The following is a 21,507-nucleotide window of genomic DNA, read 5'->3' as shown; positions in this document are numbered from 1 at the left end:
TCTCTGCCGTAGAGAAGCCGACCTTCCTTCGGAGACTGTCGTTTGCGACTGCCCCAGGCCCGGCTCGATCAGGTACTTGACCGCTTCCACCAGGTGGAGGCGCGCATGGGCGCGGCTTCGGACGGGGCCGAGATCGTGCGCCTGTCGAAGGAGCACGCCGAGATGAAGCCGGTGGCCGACGCGGTGCAGGCCCTGGCCCGCGCCCGCGTCGAGGTCGAGGACCTGCAATCCATGGCCGCCGATCCCGAAATGGCCGCCATGGTCGCCGACGAACTGGACGTCCTGAACGCGCGCCTGCCCGAACTGGAACGCGAGGTCGCCCTGCTGCTGGCCCCGCGCGACGCCGACGAGAACGCCTCGGCCGTGCTGGAAGTGCGCGCCGGCACGGGCGGGGACGAGGCGGCCCTGTTCGCCGGCGACCTGTTCCGCATGTATTCACGCTACGCCTCCACGCGCGGCTGGCGCGTCGAGATCGACAGCACGACCGAGGGCGAGGCCGGCGGCTACAAGGAAATCATCGCCACCGTCACCGGGGAGGGCGTCTTTGGTCGGCTGAAGTTCGAGTCGGGCGTCCACCGCGTCCAGCGGGTGCCGACCACCGAGACGCAGGGCCGCATCCACACCTCGGCCGCCACCGTCGCTGTCCTGCCCGAGGTCGAGGATGTCGAGATCGACATTCAGGACAAGGACATCCGCATCGACACCTTCCGCGCCTCCGGTTCGGGCGGCCAGCACGTCAACAAGACCGACTCGGCCGTGCGCATCACCCACTTCCCCTCGGGCATCGTGGTGACGTCGTCGGAGAAGTCGCAGCACGTCAACCGCGACAAGGCGATGAAGAATCTGCGCGTCCGCCTCTACGACATGCAGCGCCAGATGAAGGACAACGCCCGCTCGGACGCGCGCAAGTCGCAGGTCGGCTCGGGCGACCGGTCCGAACGCATCCGCACCTACAACTTCCCCCAAGGCCGCGTGACCGACCACCGCATCGGCCTGACCCTGCACAGCCTGCCGCAGATTCTGGAAGGCGACATCGACCCCCTGTTGAACGCCCTGATCGCCGAGGACCAGGCCGCCCGCCTGGCCGACCTGGAAGCCGAGTTCGGCTGATTTTCCCTTCTCCCCTTGAGGGAGAAGGATACTATTTTCGCCGTCTCAGCACCTTGTCCCCCAGCGCCTCGGCGTATTTCAGCGTAAACGCCAGAGCCGCCGGATTGCCCCGGCGCGGCCCGACGGAATCGGCCATCACCGCGCCGCGCTCGCCGATCGGCCGGGGCGCGCCGATGGTGGTGTCGATGGCCGTCTGATGCTCGATCTCGGCGTTCAGCCGCGCGCCCATCAGGATCACCTGCACTGAAAACCAGGTCCACAGCAGGAAGCCCATGGCCGCCGCCAGCGGACCATAGGAGTCGGTGCGGACGAAATGGCTCAGGAACCAGCTGAACAGGAAGGAGACCAGCAGACTGAGGCTGGCCGCGAACAGGGCGCCCGGCGTCAGCCAGCGCCAGCGCGCCCGCGCCCGGCACGGTCCGTGGCGATAGATGACCGCCAGGGCCCCGACATAGCCCAGGAACAGCAGCGGCCAGCGCAGCGGCGCCAGATGGGCCCATTCCTGCTCGAGGCCGAGCAGCTTCAGCACGACAGGGACGCCCACCACCAGGGCCGCGCTGATCAGCACCGCCGCCATCGCCGTGACGGTGAAGCCCATGCACAGCAGGTTGTAGGTGATGATGTTGCGTCGCTCGACCTCGTGATAGGCGAGATTCAGGCCGTAGAAGAGGGTCTTCACCCCGCCGTTGGCCGCCAGCAGCGACAGGGCCAGGGTCCAGACCAGGGTGAAGGTCAGTTGGCCGGTGGAATCGCCGGCCAGCCGCGACATCTCGGCGCCGAGGAACTGGGCCACGTTGGACGGCAGCACCGCATAGAGGAAGCTCAGGCGCCCCCAGGCGTCGGCGGGATCGGCGAACAGGCCATAGATGGTGACGAAGGCGGCCAGCGTCGGGAACAGGGCCAGCAGCATGAAGAAGGTCACGCCCCCGGCGACGAAGCCGACCCGGTCGCCGAAATAGCCCATGCCCGTGCGCCAGATGATGTCGATCCAGCCCTTGCGCGGGATATGGGCCGGGTGCTGGGCCAGTCGTCCGCGCCCAGGCTCCTTGGCGTCATAGTCTTCGGGCGTCGGCTCGCGCGGCGGCAGGGGCTCGGGCCGCTTGGGGCGCAGTTCGAGGCCGAAGCGGTGCCCTTGAGTGTAGAGCAGATGCGCCGCCGTGGCGCCGGCCGCCAGCCCGCCCGCCGCCGCGCCCAGAAAGCGCCAGACGGCGCCGCCTTTGGCGGGCGTCCGCCCCGCCGGTTTCAGAAGGTTCCGCATCCCCATCCGTCCCTCAACGGCCACGCTCGCTCTGCGTTCCGTCTTGAAATCGCCCGCAGCAAGCGCCAATCAGCGGTCATGTCCGATAACGCCCCCGCCGCCCCGACCCTGCTCACCGCCTGGAAGGGCGCGCAAGCCCGCCTGAAAGCCGCCGGCATCGACAGCCCGTCGATCGACGCCCGCCTGCTGCTGGAGGCCGCGACCGGCGCGGGCCGCGTCGATATCCTGACCGATCCCTACCGCGTCATCGACGCCGACAAGGCTGCGGCCCTGGACGCCATGGTCGAGCGCCGCCTGAAGCGCGAACCCGTGTCTCGCATCCTGGGCAAGAAGGGCTTCTGGAAGATCATGCTGAACGTCACGCCCGACGTGCTCAGCCCGCGCCCCGACACCGAGACCCTGCTGGACGTCATCGTCCGCGCCTTTGCCCCGCAGCGCGCCTTCGACTTCATCGATCTGGGCACCGGCTCGGGCGCCATCCTGCTGGCCACTTTGGTCGAGCGTCCCAACGCGCGTGGCGTGGGCGCCGACATCTCGACCGAGGCCATCGCCGTGGCGCGCGAGAACGCCGCAAACCTCGACCTGGACGGTCGTTGCACCTTTATCCGCACTGAATGGGCGACCGGCTTCGCCGACCACAGCTTCGACCTGGTGGTGTCCAACCCGCCCTATATCCCGACGGCGGACATCGCCGGTCTGGACCCGGAGGTGCGCGAGCACGATCCGCATCTGGCGCTGGACGGCGGCCCGGACGGGCTGCAACCCTATCGCGACCTGGCCCCCGAGATCGCCCGCATCCTGCGCCCCGAAGGCGTTTTCGCCGTCGAGATCGGCTGGGACCAGGGCGCGCAGGTCAAGGCCCTGTTCGAGGCGGCCGGTTTCACCGGGGTCAAGGTGGTCAAGGACCTGGGCGACCGCGACCGTGTCGTCACCAACGGGCCGGACCCGCGCGTCGATCCCATCCCGGAAGCGTGACCGGAAGGCGGATGCAGCCGCGCAACAAAAGCCTTGGAAACCGCGTCATCGCGCGCTAAGTCGTTTCTTGTCTCCCACTCATACGCATCCTTTTCGGGCAGGTTTGCTCGCTCAAGCGCGTCGGGGCCAGTGACGGTCGGGCCTAGTTGGTCTGGCGGACCACAGGGCGGCAAACGGTTTTCCGAGCACATCGATACGGGGATTGGCCCCGACCGAACGGAACGACGAACTGGGTCCTGCCCGTCCTCACCCGACGGCGGCCCGCACCAGCACGGTAAGCTCCGATGAGAGATTTCAAGGGCATGAAGCGTCAGCGCGGACGCAACCGGAAGCCCGGTAGCGGCGGCGGCAACAACGCCAACGCCACCAATCCGAACCGGTCGTGGGATTCGCAGGGCCCTGAGAACATCAAGGTCCGCGGCAACGCCCAGACGGTCTATGAGCGTTATATGCAGCTGGCGCGCGACGCCTCGGCCGCCGGCGACCGGGTGCTGGCCGAGAACTACACCCAGCACGCCGAACACTATTTCCGCGTCCTGCGCGCCCTGCAGCCGCAGCGTCCGGTTTCGGAGATCGCCCAGCGCGAACTGGCCGGCCAGGGCTTCGACATCGACTTCGAGGACGAGTCGGGCGCTCAGGCCGCCGCCATCATCGCCGCCGCTCAGGCCGAACAGCAGAAGATCGACGATGAGGCCCGCCGTCAGGCCGAGCGCGCCGAACGCGAGCAGAACCGCGACCGCGACTACAACAACCGCGACAACAATCGGGATCGCGACAACAACCGCGACCGGGATCGGGAACCGCGCGAACCCCGCGCCGAGCGCGAACCGCGTGAGCCTCGCGCTGACGACCGCGAACCGCGCGCTGAAGGCGAGACCCGCGAGGGCGGCCGTCGCGAAACCCGCCGCGAGCGCTGGGAGCGTCGCCGCGAGGAACGCAACCGTCGCTTCGAGGCCGGCGAGGCCACGCCCGAGGACGAAGCCCGCGCCCTGGCCGAGGCCGAATATGTTCCCGAAGCCGGTTCGGACGACGCGGCCGCCAGCCCGGCGCCGGTCGAGGCCGAAGAACACGACGCTCGTCCCGCCCGCGCGCCGCGCCGTCCGCGCGCCGAGCGCAGCGTGCCCGCCGAGGCCGACGCCAACGTCAGCGACGGCATGGGCCTGCCCGGCTTCCTGACGCGTCCGTCCGCCCCGTCGGCGGACGAAGCGGCGTCGGATGAGGCGCCCGCGCCCAAGCGTCGCGCTCCGCGTCGCAAGGTGGAACCCGCCGCCGACGAAGGTTGATCGGGGGCTTCGCCGACGCGCGACGCCTGCGGCGCGCGCCGCCTGACCCCGTCAGGGGAAGGGGCGGTCTTCGCCCGGGGTTGACGCGGCGCGCCGGGAGGGCTTCCTAGCAAGGGGGGCTTTTCGACCCTGTGCGAGGGAAAGCCCATGTCACGTTCGTCGGCCTGCAATTCGCGTTTTATGGCGGCGGCTTCCCGCATCCTGATTCCGAGCGCGCCCATTCTGAGCGTGTTGGCGACCGCCCTGCTGACGGCGTGCGCGACCACGCCGCCGCCCCCTCCGCCTCCGCCGCCTTCGACCGTCGCCGGCGCGCCCGGCGGCGCGGTGCTCAGCGACTGGCGCCGTGTCATCACCGCCGTCGACCGTGATCGCTATCAGCGCCGCGACGCCGCCTGGACCCTGGCCCTGCAGCAGGCGAAGCGCCAACCGGGATCGGGCGACCTGGCTTCGTTGGGCGACCTGATCGACCCCGGCGCGGCGCGTTCCTCGGTCACGCCGCCGGTCGGAAACTATCGCTGCCGCACCGTCAAGCTGGGATCACAGGGCGGCGAGGGCGGGCTCGGCTATGTCGTCTACGGCTGGTTCGCCTGCCGCATCGAACAGACGCCTGCGGGCCTGAAATTCTCCAAACTGACCGGATCGCAACGGCCCGCCGGCCTGCTGTTCCCCGAGAATGACCGCCAGATGGTGTTTCTCGGCTCGATGTCGCTGGCCTCCGAACCCGCCGCCCGCTCGTATGGCCAGCGCTCCGACCGCGACATGGTGGCCGTGGTCGAGCGGATCGGCGAGCGTCGCTGGCGGCTGGCGGTTCCGTGGCCGGCGAACGAGTCCAACCTCGACCTGATCGAACTAGTCCCGGCCTCGCGCTGACCCAGGCTTGACCGGGTGCCCTTGACCGGCGGCGTGGGCGGCGTCCACCCTGACGGCTGTTCATTCAGGGGAGGCGCATATGCGCAGCGTGGGTTTCACTATCAGTTCGGTCATCGCCATCGGCGTTCTGATCGCCGTCGTCCTGGTCGGCCTCCCGACCTACAACGTCTATTCCAAGCAGATGGCGGGCAAGGCGGCCTTCGAAGAAGCAGTGCAGAACCGCCGCATCCGCGTGCTGGAGGCCCAGGCCGCGCTGGATTCCGCCAAGCTGACCGCCCAGGCCGAGATCGAACGCGCCAAGGGCACCAACGAGGCCAACCGCATCATGGCCCAGTCGCTGGGCGGTCCCGAAAACTACCTGCGCTGGTCCTATATCAACATGCTGCAGGAAACCGCCGGCAAGGGCGACCGTCAGGTCATCTACCTGCCGACCGAGGCCGGGATGCCGATCCTGGAAGCCGGGCGGGGCCAGGCGGCGCGCTAATCCAAGCCCTTCTCCCCTTGTGGGAGAAGGTGGCCCGTCAGGGCCGGATGAGGGGTCTTGCGAGTGAGGATGAAGGAGAGCTGGATAAGCTGCCAGAAACCCCTCATCCGTCTCGCTTCGCGAGCCACCTTCTCCCACAAGGGGAGAAGGAATTAAGCGAGCTTTCAGACCCGCGTCAGCCGCAGGTCCTGATAGTCGTAGGAGAAGTCGATGTCGGGCGAGACGCCCTTGAGCGTGGCGGTCGCAGGCTTGGCGGTCAGGATGCTGAAGGTGACGAAGGCGTCCTCTTCCCGTTTGTCGGGGAAGCGGGTGCGGAAGGTCTCGCCGTCATAGGGCTCCAGCCAGCCCTTCAGCGCGGGCGTGTGGGTGAAGGCCAGCCACAGGCCGGTCTTCTTGTTGCGGCCACGTCCCTCGGTCTTCTGCTCGATGACGATGTCGCCATACCAGGGATCGCGCCAGGTCCCGACATAGGCCTCCAGCGGCATGGAGGGCGCAGCCCCCGCCGCCTGCTTGGCGTCGATCTCGACGGCGGCCTTCAGCGACTTCTCGGTCCCTTCGGCCTCGCGCTTCTTGGAATCGGCGATCCAGTCGACGTCGACCTTGCCCATGACGATGTCCGACAGGCCCGAGCGCAGGGCGCGCAGCAGGAAGCTCTCCTCGGCGTTGGTGAAGACGCTGAACCCCGCCTTGCGGCCGGGGATGAGGACCGTGGCCGAGATGCCGCCCGGCGAGCCGCCGCCGTGGGTGATCAGCCGCTCGCCGCGATAGTCCTGAACCTGCAGACCCATGGCGTAGGTCGAGGCCACGGCCCGGTTGGGCAGTTCCGCCGTCGGCCCGGCCGAGGAAGAGACGATGATGTTCGGCTTGTACATCTCGCGCGCCGCGGCCTCGGAATAGAGGCGCGTGCCGTCGGCCAGCTTGCCGTCGTTCAGGCGCACGGCGATCCACTTGGCCCAGTCGACAGCGCTGGCGCAGATGCCGCCCGCCGCCGCCGCCGAATCCCAGTTCCACACCTCGACGATGGAATGGGCGATCTGGGTCATCGGCCCCTTACCGCGCAGCGGCGGCCCGACGCGGGCGTGCGGCAGGGCGCTCTTCTTGGGGTCGGCCAGACGCGCCAGCGGCACGCTCTCGCTCATGCCCACGCGGTCGAAGATGCGGGTCTGGACGAAGTCTTCCCAGGCGAGGCCCGAGACCTTTTCGATCACCGCGCCGGCCACCACGAACATCAGGTTGCAGTAGTGGTAGTCGGCGCGGAAGCCGTCCTCGATCGGCACGAAGGCGGCCTGGGCCAGCACCTCGGCGCGGGTTCGGTCGCTGTTGGGCCAGAACAGCAGGTCCCCGGCGCCCAAGCCGAAGCCGGCGCGGTGGCTCAGCGTGTCGCGCACGGTGATGCGCGCGCCGATCACCGGGTCGGACAGGGTGAAGCCCGGCAGATAGGTCTTGATCGGCGCGTCCCACTTCACCTTGCCCTCGTCGACCAGAATGGCCAGGCAGGCGGCGGTGACGTTCTTGGAGTTGGAGGCGATGGCGAACAGGGTGTGCTCGTCGGCGGGCTCGGCCTTGCCCTGACGGCGCACGCCATAGCCCTTGGTCAGCACCGGCTTGCCGTCGCGCACCAGGGCCAGGGAGACGGCGGGCTGCTCCGGCCAGGCCGCCATGCAGCGCTGCACCCAGGCGTCGGCGGCGGCGGCGATCTCGTCGTCGCTGCGCGTGTCGGAACTGGTCTGGGTCCAGCCGGTCGTGGGCAGGGCGACGCCCGAGGCGGCGACGGCGGACGAAATCAGCGCCGCGCGGCGCGACAGGCGGATGGACATGGAAACGCTCCCGAAGACTGAACGGCGACGCTAGCGCCGCCCGCCGTCCGGGCCAAGGCGGCGGCGCGCGCCGCTCTGCAAATTCCGGACGTATGACGAAGATGTAACTGTGGCCGGCCGCGACGGACTGTTAGGCGCAGGCCCGCTCGGGAGGCGATGAAGCCCTCCGCTTGGGGAGGGCAGGCCATGCTGAAATCCACACTCGTTCCGCTGATGGGCTCGGTGCTGGCGCTGCCGGGGGCGAGCGCGCTGGCGCAGACGCCGCCGTCGGCCCCGCCGGCGGCCAGCCAGGATCAGCGCCCGGCCCCGGCGCCTGAACAGGACCAGACCGCCAAGATCGGGGATGTGGTCGTCACGGCGCGCGCCAACGCCGTGCGCACCTCGATCGACGCCGTCAGCTACAGCCTGGCCAATGATCTGCAGGCGGCCACGGGAACCCTGGCCGAGGCCCTGCGCAACGTCCCGTCGGTAGATGTCGACCCCAACGGCAACGTCAGCCTGCGCGGCGATCCGGGCGTGACCATCCTGGTCGACGGCCGCCCATCGGCCCTGCTGTCGGGCGAAAGCCGCGCCCAGGCGGTGCAGAGCCTGCCCGCGGCCGCTTACAGCCGCATTGAGGTCATGACCAATCCATCGGCGGCCTACAGCCCCGAAGGCTCGGGCGGGGTGATCAACCTGATCACCAAGCCGGTTCAGGCGCAGCCGGGCGCGACCACGACCGCGACCACGACCGGCTCGGTCCAGGCCAATGTCGGGGACAGCGGGCGCTACAGCCTGGGCGTCAACCTCGCCCGCACGCGCGACCGTCTCACCCTGACCGCCGACGCCGGCCTGCGCCATGATCCCTTCGACCAGACGGTGGATCGTCTTCGCGCGCGCTTGGACGCCCCGTCCGGTCGTTTCCTGGAGGCGCGCCAGACCCAGGCCATCGAGGGGGCCGCCGACCACGCCTATCTGCGTCTGGGCGCCGAATACCGCGTCGACGCCAAGACCCAGTTGACCGGCGAGCTGCGCTACACCGACATCGACGTCGATACCGACGCGCTGAACCTCTATGAGGCCGACGCCGCGTCCGGCGGCCTGAGTTCGGCCTGGCGGCGCCGGACCAGCGGCGGCTATTCCGGCGAGTTCGTCGGCGCGACGGGCCGCGTGCTGCGCCGCTTCAACGATCAGGGCCACGAATGGTCGAACGAGCTGCGCCTGGACCGCGTGCGGGCCGGCTTCGCCAACGACGCCTTCACCGAGACGCTCGCGCCGGTCCTTCCGCCCGCCTTTGAGACGGTCGAGCTGATCAACAACGTCGACCAGTTGGGCCTGACCAGCGCCTATACGCGTCCGATGGCGGACGGCGGAAAGTTGCGCGCCGGCTATGACCTGCGGCTGGTGTCGCTGGAACTCGACAACCGGGTGCGCCGTGGCCCCTCGCCCTCGACGCTGGTTCAGGATTCCCGGGTTTCCAACGACTTCCACGTCGACGAGGCGGTCCACGCCCTCTACGCCACCTGGGAGCGTCCGTTCGGCGCCAAGCTGTCGGCCCAGGCCGGCCTACGGCTGGAGCAGGTGGAGCGGGACCTGGATCAGACGACTTCGGGCATGAAGCGCTCGACCAGCGACTTCAACGCCTATCCGACGATGCACGTCTCCTACGCCCTGTCCGACGGCCAGTCGGTGCGCGCCAGCTATGGCCGGCGGGTGCAACGGCCGCGTCCCTCGGAGTTGAATCCCTTCCTGACCTATCAGGACCCGCTCAATTACAGTTCGGGCAACCCGGACCTGAAGCAGCAGGAGACGGACAGCTTCGAGCTGATGTGGCAGCGTCGGGTCCAGCAGACCTTCTATCAGGCCACCCTCTATTATCGGGACACCTCCAGGGCCTTCACCCCGGTGACGACCGATCTGGGCGGCGGCGTCCTGCTGACCCGGCCCGAGAACCTGGGCGCCCGCACCGATCTGGGGCTGGAGCTGGTCGCCAACGGGCGGCTGCATCCGACCCTGCGCTACAACGCCAGCGTCAACCTGTTCCGCCAGGAGATCGACGCCTCGAACATTCCGGGCGGAACCAACCGGTCAAGCGACGTGGCCAGCGGCCGTCTGAGCCTGAACTGGCAGCCGACCAGCGCCGACTTCATCCAGGTGTCGACCGTCTGGACCGGCGAGCAGCTTCTGGCCCAGGGCACGCGGGATTCGACCACCCTGGTCAACCTGGGCTATCGCCGCAAGCTGACCGAGAGCCTGTCGCTGCAGGCCACCGTGCGCGATGTCTTCGACAACTTCCGCGACGTGGTCACGCTGGACACGCCGGAGTTCCGCGACCGGACCGAGCGCTGGATGGGCGGCCGCACCGGGCTGATCGGCCTGACCTGGACCTTCGGCAGGCGGCAGCGTCCCCAGGACCCGAGCTTCGATTTCTCGGCTCCGCAGACCGGGGGCTGACGGCGGGCGCGAGCGCACGCCTCAGATCCGCGTCTCCCAGGCCGTCCAGGCGGCGATGGCGACCAGCCCCAGAGTCATGGCGGCGCGCAGGGTTGGTCCTTGGGCGCGCGTCAGTAGGGCGCCTCCGGCGCGCGCTGCGGTGAGGACGATGGTCGAGTGGACGGCGATGCTGACCAGGACATGCAACGTCCCCAGCGTCAGCGCCTGAACCAGGGTGGAGCCGTGCTCGGGTCGGATGAAGCCCGGCAGCAGGACGATGTAGAGCAGGGCCGCCTTGGGGTTCAGCAGATTGGCGATCAGCCCGCGCTGGAACAGGGCGCGTCGCCGCGTCCCGGCCGGCATCGCGGCGGCGCCGTCCCCGGTGCTGCGCCAGGCGTCCCAGGCCAGCCACAGCAGAAAGCCTACCCCCGCCCAGCGGATCGCCTGATAGAGCCCTGGCCACAGCAGCACTACCTCGGTCAGACCGAAGGCGGCAGCGGTCATCCACAGCGTCAGGCCGAGTGTGATCCCCGCCACGGCCGTCAATCCCGCCGTCCGTCCCTGCGACAGAGAGAGGATCGCCAGCCAGCCCATGTTCGGCCCCGGCGTCAGCTCCATCAGCGCCACGGCGGCCAGAAACGGCAGGACGACGGTCGGATCGACCGGCCCGTTTGTCAGAAACCCCATGTTCGCCTCCCGCTGACAGCCTTAGGCCCGGGAGGCCGCCCGCTTCAATCTCGGCGTGCTTGCACACGCGCCCGCCGCTGTATCGCGGCGGGCGTTCGGGGAAACGGAAAGAGACGCGCTAGAGCGTGCAGCGCGCCCTATGGCCGTGACGGGGCATGAACATGTCCGTGCGCGGATTGTAGGATTTGTAACGATGCTGGCAGGCGCGGACGTGGCGATACCAGTCGTCATGACGGGTGAAATGCGCGGGCGGGGGGGGCGGACGGTGACCCCAGCTGCTTTCCCAACGGCCGTAATTCATCTCGCCGCCGTGCATGCCGCCGCGCATGCCGCCGGGTTCCGCCTGATAGGGGCGCGGACCTGTCTCCATATGGCCGGGCATGGCCTGGGGGCGGGCGGTCGAAGGCGCCGGCGCCGGGCGCTGTTGCGGCGTCATGGTCTGGCCGGGCTGCATGGCGTGGCCAGGGGCCGGGGCCGGGGCGGGGCGCGGCGGAGGCTGCTGCGCCAGCGAGGGCGCCGCCACGATGATCAGCAGTCCGGCGGCGGCGGCGAAAACACTTCTCATGTCAGTTCTCCATTGTGCCCCGGTCACGGCAACGGACTGGGGCGAGGATGGATCGACCCTCCCCCAAAATATTCGTGCGGCCGTCCCGCCCGAGGCGGGCGCGGCCTTGCGTGGCTGATCCGCCACACCCACCTCGTTTGACACAACTCAAGGCGCCGCTTCGCGGAAGGGCGCAGTGATGGAATTCCGCCTTCCGAGGGGACTGAACGACGATGAATCTCGACCTCTATTCCGACCGCGCCAAACAGGCCGTCCAATCCGCCCAGTCGCTGGCGCTCGCCCGGCGGCATCAGCAGTTCGCCCCCGAGCACCTGCTGAAGGTGCTGCTTGAGGAACGCGACGGTCTGGCCCGCAAGCTGATCGACCAGGCGGGCGGCGATCCGTCCGCCGTCGAACTGGTCACCGAGGGCCTGCTGAAGAAGCGGCCCCAGGTCGAGGGCGGCTCGGGCCAGCTCTATCTGGACGGCGACACGGCGCGCGTCTTCAGCGCCGCCGAGGAGGCCTCGAAAAAGGGCGGCGACGCCTTCGTCACGACCGAGCGCCTGCTGGCCGCCATCGCCAAGGAGGGCGGGGCCGCCGCCGAGGCGCTGAAGTCCGCCGGCGTCACGCCCAAGAAGCTGGATGAAGCCGTCGCCGAGATGCGCAAGGGCAAGACCGCCGACAGCGCCGGCGCCGAGGACAGCTACGACGCCCTGAAACGCTACGCCCGCGACCTGACCGAGGCTGCGCGCGACGGCAAGGTCGACCCGGTCATCGGCCGCGACGAGGAAATCCGCCGCACCATCCAGGTCCTGGCTAGGCGGACCAAGAACAACCCCGTCCTGATCGGCGAACCCGGCGTCGGCAAGACCGCCATCGTCGAAGGCCTGGCCCTGCGCATCGTCAACGGCGACGTGCCGGAAAGCCTGAAGGACAAGAAGGTCCTGTCGCTGGACATGGGCAGCCTGATCGCGGGCGCCAAATACCGCGGCGAGTTCGAGGAGCGGCTGAAAGCCGTGCTGAACGAGGTGGCCCAGGCCGAGGGCGGCATCGTCCTGTTCATCGACGAGATGCACACCCTGGTCGGCGCCGGCAAGGGCGACGGGGCCATGGACGCCTCCAACCTGCTGAAGCCCGCCCTGGCGCGCGGCGAACTGCACTGCGTCGGCGCCACCACGCTGGACGAGTATCGCAAGCACGTCGAGAAGGACGCGGCCCTGGCCCGTCGCTTCCAGCCGGTCTTCGTCGCCGAACCCACCGTCGAGGACACGGTGTCGATCCTGCGCGGCCTGAAAGAGAAGTACGAGGTCCACCACGGGGTGCGCATTTCCGACAGCGCCATCGTCGCCGCCGCCACCCTGTCGAACCGCTACATCACCGACCGCTTCCTGCCCGACAAGGCTATCGACCTGATCGACGAGGCCGCGTCGCGCGTCCGCATGGCCGTCGATTCCAAGCCCGAGGCCCTGGACGAAATCGACCGCCGTCTGGTCCAGCTCAAGATCGAGCGCGAGGCCCTGAAGAAGGAAAGCGACAGCGCCTCGCAGCAGCGTCTGGAGAAGATCGAGGACGAGATCATCGACCTCGAAGGCCAGTCGGACGCCATGACCGCCCGCTGGAAGTCGGAAAAGGACAAGGTCGGGCAGGGGGCGCAACTGCGCGAAACCCTGGACCGCCTGCGCGCCGAACTGGCCGCCGCCCAGCGCGCCGGCGACCTCGGCCGCGCCTCAGAGATCGCCTACGGCCAGATTCCCCAGCTGGAACGCCAGCTGGCCGAGGCCGAAGCCGCCGAGAAACCGGCCGAAGGCCCCCTGACCCCCGAAGTCGTCGACGCCGAACAGATCGCCGCCGTCGTCAGCCGCTGGACCGGCGTCCCCGTCGACAAGATGCTGGAAGGCGAGCGCGAAAAGCTGCTCAAGATGGAGGACGAACTGGGCCGCCGCGTGGTCGGTCAGGACGAGGCGCTGGAAGCCGTGTCCGACGCCGTGCGCCGCGCTCGCGCCGGGTTGAACGATCCCAACAAGCCGCTGGGCAGCTTCCTCTTCCTCGGCCCGACGGGCGTGGGCAAGACCGAGCTGACCAAGGCGCTCGCCGGCTATCTGTTCGACGACGACAACGCCATCACCCGCATCGACATGTCCGAATACATGGAGAAGCACAGCGTCAGCCGCTTGATCGGCGCCCCTCCCGGCTATGTCGGCTATGACGAGGGCGGCGCCCTGACCGAGGCCGTGCGCCGTCGCCCCTATCAGGTCATCCTGTTCGACGAGGTCGAGAAGGCCCACCCCGACGTCTTCAACGTCCTGTTGCAGGTGCTGGACGACGGTCGCCTGACCGACGGTCAGGGCCGCACCATCGACTTCAAGAACACCCTGATCATCATGACCTCCAACCTGGGCAGCCAGTATCTGGCCGACCAGCCCGAGGGCGAGGACGTCGAGGCCGTGCGGCCCCTGGTCATGGAACAGGTCCGCGCCCACTTCCGGCCCGAGTTCCTGAACCGCATCGACGAGATCATCCTGTTCCACCGCCTCGGCCGCGAACAGATGGGCGGCATCGTCCGCATCCAGCTGGCGCGCCTCGAAAAGCTGATGGCCGACCGCCGCCTGACCCTGGCCCTGGACGACAGCGCCCTCAACTGGCTCGCCGACAAGGGCTACGACCCCGTCTACGGCGCCCGCCCCCTCAAGCGCGTCATCCAGAAGACCCTGGTCGACCCCATGGCCAAGAAGCTTCTGGCCGGCGAGATCGAGGACGGGTCCGTGGTGGCGGTGTCAGCGGGCGAGGACGGGCTGGAGATCGGGAAGGCGAGGGTGCACTAGGGTTCTATCTATTTCACAAATCAACGATCTTTCGGGTAGTGTTGCCTTAGACGAATCGCTGAGGTTGCATGGCTCAAAGAGGTCTTGAAGACTGGGAAATCGCGCTCATTAAGCGGATGATGGTTGAGAAGTACGCGCGCGATAAAATGCACGCGTACTTCAACCGTCCTGATCGAACTCTTACCCCAGCTGCATATAGCGAAATCAAATTAGGCCGCTTTGGCGAAGACGTTGAGGCTGCAAGCGCCGACACGTTGCAGCGCTTCGTCGAATCTTTCACTCGCTCTAGGGAGGGAGAAGAAAGCGATCCGCTCGGGGCTCCGACAATAGCCAAGCTGCTCAAGCTTCGCGGTGATGGTGTGTCTCTATTGGGAATTGAAGACGATCAGATCGAATTCAAGGCTTCCTTCTCATTTCAAGAGAACACGCTTTCGAAGATACTGCGGGCGGTAGCGGCGTTGGCAAACAACTCAGGCGGATATATTTTCTGTGGCATTGAGGATCAGACTGGAAAAATTGTCGGCCTGTCGGCGACGGACACATTCGATTCTGACTTGAGCCGGTGGTCTACAGCAATCAAGAATTGCTTGATGCCTACGCCTCATTTTGAAAAGGCGACATTTAAGGTAGCGGGGAAAACAGTAGGTGTAATTTTTGTCGCAGAAGCGGACCGAAAGCCGGTCGTTGCTACAAAAAAGTTTGGAGAAAAAATTAGAGCGGGAGCGATATATTATCGATACCCTGGGCAGTCATCAGAGATCGGCTTTGGTGAACTGAGCGATCTCCTTCACGATCGCGATAAGCGCGCGCAACGTGAGCTATTAGACAATCTAAGTATTTTTTCTGACCGAACTCCGGACGAAGTCGCTGTCATCGACCTTAAGACCGGAGATTTGACGAATGGTCGTGAGCAGGTTCGGCTTTCTCAAGAATTCGTGGATCAACTCAGCGTTATTAAAGAGGGTGAGTTCGTGGAAGTCGGCGGCTCGCCAGCTGTCCGAATTATCGCTGACGCCAAAATTGACCCTGTGGCACAAGCTACGAAGATCGTGCGCCAGTTTACCAGTGATCAGTCGGTGGCGCGGAACTTTATCTGTCGCGAGCCAGTCGCCGAACCGCTCCAGTATTTCCTTGCAGCCATCAACTCGCACTCTGACTGGATGCCGTTGTTTCGATGGTTGGATGAGGCGAAGGTTACTTGCGAGGAGGCCGCGAAAATCGTTGAAGCAGAAGGGCTTTCGCCTTCGAAGCGAAGACGCGCCTTGGATCGGCTTTCAGGCAAGACATCAGCCGGTAAGCCATATCAAAAGACATACAAAATTCCGCGAGGCCAAATTCTTAATGGCGAAATCTTGAAGATCGAGACGGCAACGGAACTGCGGCGTGCCATGACCGCGCTACGCATGGTTGTGGCTCCATTGCCGGAGCAAGTCGATGCTATGTGGTCGGTTCTACGTGCGGGGTTCGAGTTTGCGTGGCAGCCGGCGAATGGCGGCGATCTACAGTCATACGTAAAGGCTGCGGCAGGTCGCATGGATGAACTGGTTTATCGACGCTCGGGCGGCTAGGGATTAGATCATCCCTCACCCCAGGATTGGCATCACCTCGACCCCGTCGCAGACGAAGATGGACATATGCGGGTGGCCCTCGAACAGGCGGGCCGCCGCCTCGTGGCTGTCGGCGCGCACGACCATGAAGACGGTCAGCAGGTTGACCACGTCCGTCACTTCGCCGTCGTCGCCGATGCGCTTGGTCGGGCCCAGCGGGCCGCCCTGAAAGACGATGGAGTCGCGGTGCGCCTCTTCCCAGGCAGCGACGGCGGCCACGCCGACGCGGGCCGTCTCGGCCTGTTGGGCCTCCGTCATCGCATACCAGGCCCGCCAGCGCGGGCCGGTCTTGTCGCTGGTGAAGACGGCCAGGTAATGGGTCTCGACGCTCATTGAAGCCTCCCGTTTTCGAAAGCCTCGCCCCTTTGGCCGCCTCGGGCAAGATGCGCGACACGGCCGGACGCGACGATCGACTGGCTTTCCTTCTTGGCGGCTCTTGGTGCAAACTCCCGCCATGACCGAGAACCCCTCCGCCCTGATCGACGCCCGCATCGCTTCGCTGGCTGACTGGCGCGGCGAGACCCTGGCCCGCGTCCGCGCCCTGATCCATCAAGCCTTGCCGGACGTGGTCGAGACCTGGAAATGGCGCGGCGTGCCGGTCTGGGAGCGCGGCGGCATCCTGTGCACCGGCGAGACCTACAAGACCGCCGTCAAGCTGACCTTCGCCAAGGGCGCGTCGCTGGACGATCCGGCGGGCCTGTTCAACGCCAGTCTGGAGGGCAACACGCGCCGCGCCATCGACCTGCACGAAGGCGAGGCCATCAACGAAGCGGCCTTCAAGGCGCTGATCCGCGCGGCGGCGGGGGCGAACGCGGCGAAGAAGGCGCGCTGACTCTGTCCTTCTCCCCTTGCGGGAGAAGGTGGCAGCCGAAGGCTGACGGATGAGGGGGGCGCGACGTTTCACTCGTCGCCCCTTATCAGCGTGGCGAGACCCCTCATCCGGCCCTGACGGGCCACCTTCTCCCGCAAGGGGAGAAGGAAGACGCGGCGCTCAAGCAGCGAGCGACGGCGTCGCGAGCGATAGCGCCCTTAAATGTGTATGGCGTGGCCCAGCGCCCGCAGGCTGGCCTCGTGGAAGGCCTCGCCCAGGGTCGGGTGGACGTGGATGACGCCCGCCACGTCTTCCAGCACGGCGCCCATTTCCAGCATCTGGGCGAAGCTGTTGGACATCTCCGAGACGTGCTGGCCGACGGCCTGGATGCCGAGGATGCGGTGGTCGGTCTTGGACGCGATGACGCGGACGAAGCCGCCGTCCTCGCCGGCCTCGATGGCCAGGGCGCGGCCGATGGCGGCGAAGGGGAAGACGGACTGGATGACGTCGTCGCGGCCCTCGACGTCTTGCGGACCCAGGCCCGCCGAGACGATTTCCGGCTCGGTGAAGCAGACGGCGGCGATGGTGACGGGATCAAACACGCGGTCATGGCCCGCAATGATCTCGGCCACGACCTCGCCCTGGGCCGAGCCCTTGTGCGCCAGCATGGGTTCGCCGGTCAGGTCGCCGACGGCCCAGACGTTCTTCATCGAGGTGGCGCAGCGCTTGTCGATCTTCACAAATGGACCGTCCATGGCGACGCCCATGGTCTCCAGACCCCAGCCCTTAGTGCGCGGCCGACGGCCGACGGTGACCAGCACCTTGTCGGCGTCCAGCTGCATCGGGTTTCCGTCCTTGTCGGTGACGTTCAGCTTTCCGTCGCCGAAACCGCCCGCGCGGGCGCCGAGGAAGAGTTCAACGCCATGCTTTTCCAGCCACTTCTGCACCGGGTCGGTCAGGGCCTTGTCGTAGAGCGGCAGCAGCCGGTCGGCCATCTCGACGATGGCCACCTCGGCGCCCAGCTTGCGGAAGGCGATGCCCAGCTCCAGGCCGATATAGCCGCCGCCGACGACGACCAGCTTCTTCGGCACCTCGGGCAGGCTCAGGGCCTCGGTCGAGGAGATGACGTCGCCGCCGAACGGCAGGAAGGGCAGCTCGACCGGCTCCGACCCCGTGGCCAGGATGACGTGTTCGGCGGTGATGAGGATGGGGCCGTCAGCGGTCTCGACGCGGCAGGTCTTGGCGTCCGAGAACTCGGCCCAGCCCTTGATGACCTTGACCCTGGCCTTCTTCAGCAGGGCGCCGACGCCGGCGTTCAGCTTCTTGACGATGCCGTCCTTCCATTCGACCGTCTTGGACAGGTCGATGGCCGGGGTGGACGCCGTGATGCCCAGCGTGCCGTCGCCGGCGGCTTTCAGCACCGTCTCATACTTGCCCGCCGCGTGGATGATGGCCTTGGACGGAATGCAGCCGACGTTCAGGCAGGTGCCGCCCAGGCCGTCGCCGCCGTCCACCAGCACGGTGTCGAGGCCCAACTGGCCGCAACGGATGCCCGCGACATAGCCGCCGGTGCCGGCGCCGATGATCAGGACTTTGGTCTTGAGGGTCTGCATGATCCGAACAACTTCCGCTCATCCCCGCGGAGGCGGGGACCCAGGTTTTTGACTAGGCGCTCAGCGTCTCGACGAGATCGCGCCAGCCGGGGTTCATTTCTTCAATCAGCCGCAGTTTCCACCGACGGTTCCATTTCTTGATCTGCCGCTCCCGTCGAAACGCCGCCTCGCGGGTTTCGTGGGCCTCGAACCAGACCAGTCTCTCCACGTCGTGCTCGGCGGTGAACTTCGACCCCGCCCCTTCCTTGTGCTGCCAGGCGCGCAGACCGATGTCGTCCGTCGAGCCCGTATAGAGCGTCCCATTCCGTCGGCTGGCCATGATGTAGGTGAAGAAGGCCAAGGGCGGGGTCCGAAGCTAAAGCCTGGGTCCCCGCCTCCGCGGGGATGAGCGGAAGGGCAGTGCGGGGGTTAGTTCATCCAGAGCGTGGCCGGGTGCTCCAGCAGGCCCTTGATCCGCTGCACGAAGACCGCAGCATCATGCCCGTCGACGATACGGTGATCGAAGCTGGAGCTGAGGTTCATCATCTTGCGCACGACCATCTGGCCGTCCTTGACCACCACGCGTTCGGCGATCTTGTTCGGCCCGACTATGGCGACCTCGGGGTGGTTGATGATCGGCGTGTGGACCACGCCGCCCAGCGTTCCCAGCGAGGTGATGGTGATGGTCGAGCCGGACAGTTCCTCGCGCTTGGCGCTGCCGTCCTTGGCCGCGCCCGAGACGCGGGCGATTTCGAGGGCGGTGGCGTAGGGGTCCAGCGCCTCGGCGTGGCGGACCACCGGCACCATCAGGCCGTTCGGCGTCTGGGCGGCGATGCCCAGGTGGACCGGGGCGTGCTGGGTCAGGACGCCGGCCTCGTCGTCGTACGTCGCGTTGATGCTGGGCTGATCGCGCAGGGCCACGACGATGGCGCGGGCGATGAAGGGCAGGACGTTCAGCTTGGGCTGGTCCTTGGCCTTGGTCGCGTTCAGGTGGGCCCGCAACTCCTCCACCGCCGTCATGTCGATTTCCTCGACATAGGTGATGTGCGGGATGCGACGCACGCTCTCGGCCATCTTCTCCGCGATCTTGCGGCGCAGGCCGATGATCTTGACCTCGGTGGTCCCTTCGGCGCGGGCGTAGGTCGAGGAGGCCGTGCCGCCTGCGGTGGCGGGCAGCGAGCCCCCGCGCGCGACGAAGGCGTCCAGATCTTCATGCTGGATGCGGCCGGCGGGACCCGAGCCCGGCACGAAGGCCAGGTCGATGCCCAGGTCGCGGGCGCGGTTGCGCACGGCGGGCGAGGCCAGGGCGCGCTCGCCCGGCTGGCGGCCGGTCATGGCGGGGACGGGCTTGGCCTCGGCCTTGGGCGCAGGTGCAGCAGCCTTGGCCATCGGAGCAGGCGCGGCCTTCTCGGCCGTGGCGACGGGCGCGGCGGCAGCCGGAGCAGCGGCGACATTGCCCTTGCCCTCGACCTTGAAGCTGACCAGCGGCCCGCCGACGGGCAGTTGCTGTCCAGCCTCGCCATGCAGGGCGACGACCACGCCCGAGACGGGCGAGGTCAGCTCGACGGTGGCCTTGTCGGTCATGACCTCGGCGACGATCTGGTCTTCCTCGACCGCGTCGCCGACCTTGACGTGCCAGCCGACCAACTCGGCCTCGGCCGTGCCTTCGCCGACGTCGGGCAGCTTGAAGACGTAATTAGCCGAGCCCTCCCCCTCGAGGGGGGAGGGTTGGGTGGGGGTGGATGCAGGCGGGTTCGTGGTGGGCGCGGGCGGCGCCACCGGCGCCTTGTCGGCCATGGCGGCGAGTTCACCCTCACCCCCGGCCCCTCTCCCCTCGAGGGAGAGGGGGGCAGAATCGGCATTGCCCGCGCCCTCGACCTCGAACTCGACCAGGGGGCCGCGCACCGGGACCATCTGGCCCGGCTCGCCGTGGATGACCAGAACCTTGCCGCTGACCGGGGCGGTGATTTCCACCGTGGCCTTGTCGGTCATGATGTCGGCGACGATCTGGTCTTCCTCGACCCTGTCGCCGACCGCAATGTGCCAGGCGACCAGTTCGGCCTCGGCGGTGCCTTCGCCCACGTCGGGCAGCTTGAAGACGAAACGACCCATCTTAACGGCCTCCCGACATGACGGCTTTCAGGGCGTTGGCCACGCGCTGCGGGCCGGGGAAGTATTCCCACTCGAAGGCGTGCGGATAGGGGGTGTCCCAGCCGGTCACGCGCGCGATGGGCGCCTCCAGATGATAGAAGCAGCGCTCCTGCACCAGGGCCGACAGCTCGCCGCCGAAGCCCGAGGTCTTGGGCGCTTCATGTACGATGACGCAGCGGCCGGTCTTCTTGACGCTGGCTTCGATGGTCTCGATGTCCAGCGGCACCAGGGTGCGCAGGTCGATGACCTCGGCGTCCACGCCCGCGTGCTCGGCGCCGGCCAGGGCGACCCAGACCATGGTGCCGTAGGCCAGGATGGTGACGTCGGCGCCTTCGCGCATGACGCGGGCCTTGCCGATCGGCAGGGCGTATTTCTCGGTCGGGACCTGGGCCAGCGCCTGGGTCTTCCACGGCGAGACGGGCTTCTCGTGCCAGCCGTCGAAGGGGCCGTTGTAGAGGCGTTTCGGCTCGAAGAAGATGACCGGATCGTCGTCCTCGATGGCGGCGGTCAGCAGGCCCTTGGCGTCATAGGGATTGCTCGGAATGACGACCTTCAGCCCGGCGATGTGGGTGAACAGGGCTTCCGGCGACTGGCTGTGCGTCTGGCCGCCGAAGATGCCGCCGCCGTAGGGGCTGCGGATGGTGATCGGCGAGGTGAACTGACCGCCCGAGCGGTAGCGCATCTTGGCCGCTTCCGAGACGATCTGATCGTAGGCCGGATAGATGTAGTCGGCGAACTGGATCTCGACGACCGGGCGCAGGCCATAGGCGCCCATGCCGATGGCGGCGGCGACGATGCCGCATTCGCTGATCGGAGCGTCGAAGCTGCGGGTCAGGCCGTGCTTCTGCTGCAGCTGGTCGGTGACGCGGAAGACGCCGCCGAAATAGCCCGTGTCCTCGCCGAACGACAGGACGTTGGGGTCCTCGCTCATCTTGACGTCGATGGCCGAGTTCAGGGCCTGGATCATGTTCATCGGCACGACGCCGTTGGCCGGGGCCTCCGACTTCGGCGCGTGGTTCTGATCGACCATGTCGGGCTCGATGCCGTCGTTGCGGTCGGCGTCGGTGAAGGTTTGCTGGGTCAT

The 21,507-nt window shown here is 67.5% G+C and carries 18 protein-coding genes; 9 read left to right on the top strand and 9 right to left on the bottom strand.

What is annotated here, in order from left to right; translation table 11 throughout:
- Nucleotides 1-42 precede the first annotated feature (42 nt).
- Nucleotides 43-1,110: a peptide chain release factor 1 gene (prfA, locus tag AC1DJ5_RS12080; RefSeq protein WP_477020755.1), complete on the top strand. Its 1,068-nt coding sequence runs from the start codon at nt 43-45 to the stop codon at nt 1,108-1,110.
- 31 nt (nt 1,111-1,141) lie between these two features.
- Here prfA and AC1DJ5_RS12075 read toward each other — a convergent pair whose 3' ends face one another.
- Nucleotides 1,142-2,368, bottom strand: coding sequence for a YihY/virulence factor BrkB family protein (locus AC1DJ5_RS12075; RefSeq protein ID WP_441454695.1), 1,227 nt, complete (start codon nt 2,366-2,368; stop codon nt 1,142-1,144).
- A 78-nt stretch (nt 2,369-2,446) separates the two neighbouring features.
- On the opposite strand from AC1DJ5_RS12075, the gene prmC reads away from it, so the two are divergent.
- The 4 genes from prmC (at nt 2,447) to AC1DJ5_RS12055 (ending at nt 5,980) form a co-directional block, all read left to right on the top strand.
- Entirely contained in the window at nt 2,447-3,343 is an 897-nt protein-coding gene (prmC, locus tag AC1DJ5_RS12070) for a peptide chain release factor N(5)-glutamine methyltransferase (protein WP_477020754.1), read from the top strand.
- Nucleotides 3,344-3,627: 284 nt separating this feature from the next.
- Nucleotides 3,628-4,626: a DUF4167 domain-containing protein gene (locus AC1DJ5_RS12065; RefSeq protein WP_441454693.1), complete on the top strand. Its 999-nt coding sequence runs from the start codon at nt 3,628-3,630 to the stop codon at nt 4,624-4,626.
- 147 nt (nt 4,627-4,773) lie between these two features.
- Nucleotides 4,774-5,496: a DUF4893 domain-containing protein gene (locus tag AC1DJ5_RS12060; RefSeq protein ID WP_477020753.1), complete on the top strand. Its 723-nt coding sequence runs from the start codon at nt 4,774-4,776 to the stop codon at nt 5,494-5,496.
- Nucleotides 5,497-5,575: 79 nt separating this feature from the next.
- The gene (locus AC1DJ5_RS12055) at nt 5,576-5,980 is read left to right on the top strand and encodes an SPFH domain-containing protein (RefSeq protein WP_441454691.1); all 405 of its coding nucleotides are present in this window, start codon (nt 5,576-5,578) and stop codon (nt 5,978-5,980) included.
- Between the two features lie 164 nt (nt 5,981-6,144).
- On the opposite strand, the gene AC1DJ5_RS12050 is transcribed toward AC1DJ5_RS12055, so the two are convergent.
- Nucleotides 6,145-7,797 carry a serine hydrolase gene (locus AC1DJ5_RS12050; protein WP_477020752.1) on the bottom strand — a complete coding sequence of 551 codons (1,653 nt, stop codon included), beginning with the start codon at nt 7,795-7,797 and terminating at the stop codon, nt 6,145-6,147.
- Nucleotides 7,798-7,983: 186 nt separating this feature from the next.
- Here AC1DJ5_RS12050 and AC1DJ5_RS12045 point away from each other — a divergent pair, with 186 nt between their 5' ends.
- A complete protein-coding gene (locus AC1DJ5_RS12045) occupies nt 7,984-10,230 on the top strand; it encodes a TonB-dependent receptor domain-containing protein (RefSeq protein ID WP_477020751.1) in 2,247 nt (748 codons plus the stop codon).
- Nucleotides 10,231-10,251: 21 nt separating this feature from the next.
- On the opposite strand, the gene AC1DJ5_RS12040 is transcribed toward AC1DJ5_RS12045, so the two are convergent.
- Both AC1DJ5_RS12040 and AC1DJ5_RS12035 read right to left on the bottom strand, forming a co-directional pair.
- Nucleotides 10,252-10,896 carry a LysE family translocator gene (locus AC1DJ5_RS12040; RefSeq protein WP_477020750.1) on the bottom strand — a complete coding sequence of 215 codons (645 nt, stop codon included), beginning with the start codon at nt 10,894-10,896 and terminating at the stop codon, nt 10,252-10,254.
- 118 nt (nt 10,897-11,014) lie between these two features.
- Nucleotides 11,015-11,461 (bottom strand): BA14K family protein, encoded by a 447-nt coding sequence (locus tag AC1DJ5_RS12035; protein ID WP_441454687.1) that lies wholly within the window; start codon nt 11,459-11,461, stop codon nt 11,015-11,017.
- A gap of 212 nt (nt 11,462-11,673) precedes the next feature.
- On the opposite strand from AC1DJ5_RS12035, the gene clpB reads away from it, so the two are divergent.
- Nucleotides 11,674-14,262: an ATP-dependent chaperone ClpB gene (clpB, locus tag AC1DJ5_RS12030; RefSeq protein ID WP_477020749.1), complete on the top strand. Its 2,589-nt coding sequence runs from the start codon at nt 11,674-11,676 to the stop codon at nt 14,260-14,262.
- Nucleotides 14,263-14,330: 68 nt separating this feature from the next.
- Nucleotides 14,331-15,830: an AlbA family DNA-binding domain-containing protein gene (locus AC1DJ5_RS12025; RefSeq protein ID WP_477020748.1), complete on the top strand. Its 1,500-nt coding sequence runs from the start codon at nt 14,331-14,333 to the stop codon at nt 15,828-15,830.
- Nucleotides 15,831-15,845: 15 nt separating this feature from the next.
- Here the strand turns inward: AC1DJ5_RS12025 and AC1DJ5_RS12020 are convergent, their stop codons facing one another.
- Nucleotides 15,846-16,202 carry a hypothetical protein gene (locus AC1DJ5_RS12020; RefSeq protein WP_477020747.1) on the bottom strand — a complete coding sequence of 119 codons (357 nt, stop codon included), beginning with the start codon at nt 16,200-16,202 and terminating at the stop codon, nt 15,846-15,848.
- A gap of 121 nt (nt 16,203-16,323) precedes the next feature.
- On the opposite strand from AC1DJ5_RS12020, the gene AC1DJ5_RS12015 reads away from it, so the two are divergent.
- Nucleotides 16,324-16,701 carry a DUF1801 domain-containing protein gene (locus AC1DJ5_RS12015; protein WP_441454684.1) on the top strand — a complete coding sequence of 126 codons (378 nt, stop codon included), beginning with the start codon at nt 16,324-16,326 and terminating at the stop codon, nt 16,699-16,701.
- Between the two features lie 197 nt (nt 16,702-16,898).
- Here AC1DJ5_RS12015 and lpdA read toward each other — a convergent pair whose 3' ends face one another.
- The 4 genes from lpdA to AC1DJ5_RS11995 form a co-directional block, all read right to left on the bottom strand.
- The gene (gene lpdA / locus AC1DJ5_RS12010) at nt 16,899-18,293 is read right to left on the bottom strand and encodes a dihydrolipoyl dehydrogenase (RefSeq protein WP_477020746.1); all 1,395 of its coding nucleotides are present in this window, start codon (nt 18,291-18,293) and stop codon (nt 16,899-16,901) included.
- A 52-nt stretch (nt 18,294-18,345) separates the two neighbouring features.
- Complete coding sequence (locus AC1DJ5_RS12005) at nt 18,346-18,633, bottom strand: GIY-YIG nuclease family protein (RefSeq protein WP_477020745.1); 288 nt, start codon at nt 18,631-18,633, stop codon at nt 18,346-18,348.
- A 68-nt stretch (nt 18,634-18,701) separates the two neighbouring features.
- A complete protein-coding gene (locus AC1DJ5_RS12000) occupies nt 18,702-20,384 on the bottom strand; it encodes a 2-oxo acid dehydrogenase subunit E2 (protein WP_477020744.1) in 1,683 nt (560 codons plus the stop codon).
- A 1-nt stretch (nt 20,385) separates the two neighbouring features.
- Nucleotides 20,386-21,507 carry an alpha-ketoacid dehydrogenase subunit beta gene (locus AC1DJ5_RS11995; protein ID WP_477020743.1) on the bottom strand — a complete coding sequence of 374 codons (1,122 nt, stop codon included), beginning with the start codon at nt 21,505-21,507 and terminating at the stop codon, nt 20,386-20,388.

This window comes from Brevundimonas sp. 01N35 (assembly GCF_056399785.1).
The sequence above is the reverse complement of the archived record's forward strand: the minus strand, read 5'-3'. Positions and strand labels throughout refer to the sequence as shown.

Excerpts from the sequence above, each read along its gene's own strand:
- prmC (WP_477020754.1), top strand. The coding sequence starts at position 2,447 with ATGTCCGATAACGCCCCCGCCGCCCCGACCCTGCTCACCGCCTGGAAG.
- AC1DJ5_RS12000 (WP_477020744.1), bottom strand. The coding sequence starts at position 20,384 with ATGGGTCGTTTCGTCTTCAAGCTGCCCGACGTGGGCGAAGGCACCGCC.
- AC1DJ5_RS12045 (WP_477020751.1), top strand. The coding sequence starts at position 7,984 with ATGCTGAAATCCACACTCGTTCCGCTGATGGGCTCGGTGCTGGCGCTG.
- AC1DJ5_RS12075 (WP_441454695.1), bottom strand. The coding sequence starts at position 2,368 with ATGCGGAACCTTCTGAAACCGGCGGGGCGGACGCCCGCCAAAGGCGGC.
- AC1DJ5_RS11995 (WP_477020743.1), bottom strand. The coding sequence starts at position 21,507 with ATGACCCAGCAAACCTTCACCGACGCCGACCGCAACGACGGCATCGAG.
- lpdA (WP_477020746.1), bottom strand. The coding sequence starts at position 18,293 with ATGCAGACCCTCAAGACCAAAGTCCTGATCATCGGCGCCGGCACCGGC.
- AC1DJ5_RS12035 (WP_441454687.1), bottom strand. The coding sequence starts at position 11,461 with ATGAGAAGTGTTTTCGCCGCCGCCGCCGGACTGCTGATCATCGTGGCG.
- AC1DJ5_RS12055 (WP_441454691.1), top strand. The coding sequence starts at position 5,576 with ATGCGCAGCGTGGGTTTCACTATCAGTTCGGTCATCGCCATCGGCGTT.
- AC1DJ5_RS12050 (WP_477020752.1), bottom strand. The coding sequence starts at position 7,797 with ATGTCCATCCGCCTGTCGCGCCGCGCGGCGCTGATTTCGTCCGCCGTC.
- AC1DJ5_RS12020 (WP_477020747.1), bottom strand. The coding sequence starts at position 16,202 with ATGAGCGTCGAGACCCATTACCTGGCCGTCTTCACCAGCGACAAGACC.
- AC1DJ5_RS12060 (WP_477020753.1), top strand. The coding sequence starts at position 4,774 with ATGTCACGTTCGTCGGCCTGCAATTCGCGTTTTATGGCGGCGGCTTCC.
- AC1DJ5_RS12015 (WP_441454684.1), top strand. The coding sequence starts at position 16,324 with ATGACCGAGAACCCCTCCGCCCTGATCGACGCCCGCATCGCTTCGCTG.
- AC1DJ5_RS12025 (WP_477020748.1), top strand. The coding sequence starts at position 14,331 with ATGGCTCAAAGAGGTCTTGAAGACTGGGAAATCGCGCTCATTAAGCGG.
- clpB (WP_477020749.1), top strand. The coding sequence starts at position 11,674 with ATGAATCTCGACCTCTATTCCGACCGCGCCAAACAGGCCGTCCAATCC.
- AC1DJ5_RS12065 (WP_441454693.1), top strand. The coding sequence starts at position 3,628 with ATGAGAGATTTCAAGGGCATGAAGCGTCAGCGCGGACGCAACCGGAAG.
- AC1DJ5_RS12040 (WP_477020750.1), bottom strand. The coding sequence starts at position 10,896 with ATGGGGTTTCTGACAAACGGGCCGGTCGATCCGACCGTCGTCCTGCCG.